This is a genomic window from Streptomyces pathocidini (assembly GCF_001418495.1).
GTDB classification, from domain to species: domain Bacteria; phylum Actinomycetota; class Actinomycetes; order Streptomycetales; family Streptomycetaceae; genus Streptomyces; species Streptomyces pathocidini.
The window spans coordinates 1-3,718 of sequence record NZ_LIQY01000658.1 but is presented as its reverse complement, the minus strand read 5'-3'; the positions used below and the strand labels follow the sequence as shown (position 1 = coordinate 3,718).

General features: G+C 74.9%; 4 protein-coding genes. 1 reads left to right on the top strand and 3 read right to left on the bottom strand.

Features of this window, described 5'->3' with window-relative positions:
• Positions 1-37: 37 nt before the first annotated feature.
• Entirely contained in the window at positions 38-1,777 is a 1,740-nt protein-coding gene (locus tag AOK16_RS24165) for a sensor histidine kinase (protein ID WP_055474230.1), read from the bottom strand.
• A 186-nt stretch (positions 1,778-1,963) separates the two neighbouring features.
• Between AOK16_RS24165 and AOK16_RS24160 the strand changes: the two genes are divergently transcribed.
• Positions 1,964-2,650, top strand: a complete 687-nt coding sequence (locus AOK16_RS24160; RefSeq protein WP_205627774.1) for a response regulator — start codon at positions 1,964-1,966, stop codon at positions 2,648-2,650.
• A 154-nt stretch (positions 2,651-2,804) separates the two neighbouring features.
• Here the strand turns inward: AOK16_RS24160 and AOK16_RS24155 are convergent, their stop codons facing one another.
• Together AOK16_RS24155 and AOK16_RS24150 are read right to left on the bottom strand one after the other, a co-directional pair.
• A complete protein-coding gene (locus AOK16_RS24155) occupies positions 2,805-3,263 on the bottom strand; it encodes an STAS domain-containing protein (RefSeq protein ID WP_079101735.1) in 459 nt (152 codons plus the stop codon).
• 52 nt (positions 3,264-3,315) lie between these two features.
• A partial coding sequence (locus AOK16_RS24150) for a universal stress protein (protein WP_169790954.1) occupies positions 3,316-3,718 on the bottom strand: 403 nt, incomplete at its 5' end.

Sequence of the window (3,718 nt, the reverse complement as noted above, 5' to 3'; positions counted from 1 at the left end):
GGAGGCGGACTGGCCCGGCGCCCGGCCGAGCCACCGTTCAGGACGCCCGCGACTCCGTCGGAACCCGCCACACCAGGGTCGTCCCGCCGCCCTCCGGGGTCGTCAACTCCAGCTTCCCGCCCAGCTGCTGGGCCCGCTCCGCGAGGTTGCGCAGGCCGCTGCGGCGGCCCTCGGGGGGCGTGCCGACACCGTCGTCGGTGACCGTGACCGTCAGGAAGCCCTCCCGCACCGCCAGGGTCGCCTCCGCGCGGTCGGCGCGCGCGTGCCGCGCCACGTTCGCGAGCCCCTCCGCCAGCACCGCGAGCGCGTGCTCCGCGACCTCGTGCGGCACCTGGGTGTCCAGCAGCCCCTCCATCCGCAGGCTCGGCGAGAAGCCGAGGGCGGGCACGGCCTCACCGGCGGTGCGGACGGCGCGGGCCCGGAGGTTCTGGCCGCCGCCCGAGTCCCGCGACCGCAGCCCGAAGATCGTCGTACGGATGATCTTGATGGTCTCGTCCAGGTCGCCGATCGCCCGCAGCACCCGCTCGGAGGCCTCCGGGTGCCGGACGAGCCGCTCGGCGCTCTGGAGCGTCATCCCGGTGGAGAACAGCCGCTGGATCGCCAGGTCGTGCAGGTCGCGGGCGATCCGGTCGCGGTCCTCCAGCAGGGTGATCTGCTCGGCGTCGTCGCGCCGTTCGGCCAGCTCCATCGCCACCGCGGCCTGTCCGGCGAACCCCTGCAGTGGCTGGATCTCCTCGTCCGTGAACACCGGCTCCCCGGCCTCCCGTACCAGCAGCAGCACACCGCGCAGCGCCGGACCCGTACCGATGGGCACCGCGACCGCCGGTCCCAGCCCGGGGAACTGCTCGCGGCCGTGCTCGATCCGCGGGTCGGCGGCCACGTCGGTGCTGCTCACCGGGGCGCCGGTGGACAGCGCCTCGCCGCGCAGCGTGCCCTCGACGGGCAGCACCACACCGCGGTGGGCCTCGGCGTTCGCGCCGAGCGCCAGCTCGACGGCCAGGTTGCCGGTGTCGGGCAGCGGTACCGACACCACCGCGAGCGCGGCGCCCAGGACCTCCTTGGCCCCCGCGGCGATCTGCCCGATGACCTCGGCCCGGCTGGAGCCGGACAGCAGGCTGCTGGTGATCTCCCCGTTCATCCGCAGCCAGCGCTCGCGCCGCCTGGTCTCCTCGTACAGCCGGGCGTTGTCGATTGCCACCCCCGCCGCGAGGGCCAGGGTGGAGAGCACCGACTCGTCCTCGGCGTCGAACTCGGCCCCGCCGCGCTTCTCGGTCAGATAGAGATTGCCGAAGACCTGGTCGCGCACGCGGATCGGGACGCCGAGGAAGGTCCCCATCGGCGGGTGGTTCGGCGGGAAGCCGTACGAGGACGGGTGCGCGGAGATCTTCGGCAGCCGCAGCGGCTCGGGGTGGCGGATCAGCTCGCCCAGGATGCCGTGGCCGGACGGGAACGGGCCGATGGCCCTGATCTCCTCCTCGCTCACGCCCGCGGTCAGGAACTGCGACAGCTGCCGCCCGTCCGGGTCGATGACGCCCAGCGCCGCGTACCGGGCGTCGACCAGGGCCGCCGCGGCCTCGGTGATGCGCCGCAGCACCTGCTCCAGATCCAGCTCGCGGCCGACCGACAGCACGGCCTCCAGCAGGCGGCGCACCCGGTCGCGGGTGGAGCGCGCCGCGTCCAGCCGGGTCTGCACCTCGTCCAGCAGCTCGTCGACCCGCAGCTGCGGCAGGCCCGCGCGGCCGTCGGCGTTGTTGGGGTCGTCTCCCGCACTGCCCATGTGGCCGGCTCCTCGGGGTGGCGTCCGCCCTCCGGGTCCGAGGCGCGCACCTCACCCCCCATTCTCGCGCCGCCGGTCGCGTACGGCTCCTCGACCGCGTACGAGCTCCCGGCCCGGGCCGAACTCCCCGCTCGGGCCGGGACCCGTGCGTGGCCTTCGGGCGGCGATGGGCGCAGGCTGGGTCCTGTGGGCACAGCGGCGACACCGATCAGGGTCTTCCTCCTCGACGACCACGAGGTCGTACGCCGAGGGGTGCGCGACCTGCTCGACGGCGAGCCGGACATCACGGTGGCCGGCGAGGCGGGCACCGCCGCGCAGGCGCTCGTCCGCGTACCGGCGCTGCGCCCGGACGTCGCGGTCCTGGACGTGCGGCTGCCGGACGGCGACGGGGTGTCGGTCTGCCGCGAGCTGCGCTCGCACCTGCCGGAGCTCGGCTGCCTGATGCTGACTTCGTTCGACGACGAGGAGGCGCTGCTGGACGCGGTGATGGCGGGGGCCGCGGGCTATGTGCTCAAGCAGATCCAGGGCTCCGACCTGGTCGCGGCGGTCCGTACGGTCGCCTCGGGCCAGTCGATGCTCGACGCGAGCGCCACGACCCGGCTGATGGCGCGGCTGCGCGGCGCGGAGGAGGCGCACGGCCCGGCGGAGCTGGCGGGGCTGACCGCGCGCGAGCGGGAGATCCTCGGGCTGATCGGCGAGGGCCTGACCAACCGCGAGATCGGCGGCCGGCTCTTCCTCGCCGAGAAGACGGTCAAGAACCACATCTCCCGCCTGCTGGCCAAACTCGGCGTGGAACGCCGGGTCCAGGCGGCGGTCATCGCGACACAGGCGAGGGAGCGGGCGGAGGCGGAGGAGCACCGGGGGGAGGAGTGATTTCAGCCTGTCCGGCGCTTGAGGACGAGCCCGCCAAGGCGATGGGGGACCAGGGGGCGCAGCCCCCGGTTTCGGGAAGGGGCGGGTCAGGGGGGACAGCCCGCTGCAGGCGCTACCGGCCGCCGGACGTGCACCCGCCCGTCCGCGGAGGGGCCTACGCCGCCAGGGCCGCGTCCAGGGTGGAGTGCAGGTCGAACGCGCCGGTGAGCCGGGTCAGGCGCAGCATCCTCGGCACGCAGGGGTCGTCGACGACGACCGTGAGCCGCCCGTCTCGCTCGGCCGTACGGTTCCGGGCACGGCACAGCATCGAGATCCCGCTGCAGTCGATGAACCGCAACTCCCGCAGGTCCAGGACCAGTTCGGTGCCGGGCCGGTCGGTCAGCCGGTCGATGCGCTCCTTGATGCGCGGGGAGTTGAGCATGTCGACCTCGCCGCGGAGCTCGACGATGGTCCTCCCGCCGACCTCCCGCTCGCGGATCTCGTCCCGGGCGCGCGTCACGGCCTCGGGGACCGGCTCCGCGCCGGTCTCGTCCGCGCCGGTCTCGAAGACCTCCTGGACGGCCCGGACATCCGGTTCGGGGTGTTCCCGGCCTTCCTCCGTGTCGTACAGCATGGCCATGGCTACCACCGGTCCGGGGTGTCGATCGCTTCGCCTGTCGGTGCGGTCACCGGGATCCCTCCGCGCGCTCCGCGGTGTGCGGCACCACCGCGACCGGGCAGCGGGCGTGGTGGATCACCGCGTGGGCGACGGCGCCGAGGTGGGCGGAGCGGCGCCCCGGCGGCCGGTCGGCGTCCCGTACGCGGCGCCCGATGACGAGGAGTCCCGCCGCGTCCGCCGCCTCCGCCAGGTGGTGCCCGGCCCGGCCCCGTACCGCGTCCTCGGTGACCTCGACGGTGGGGAACTTCTCCCGCCACGGCTTGAGCGCGTCGGCCAGTGCCAGCCGCGCGTCCTCCTCGTGGCGCGGGTCGACGGCGGGGGAGGGCTGCCCGCCCGCGTAGGTGTGCGAGGCCAGGACCGGGTGCCGGGGCGGGGCGGTCCACGGGGCGTTCCAGCTGTGCACGGCGCGC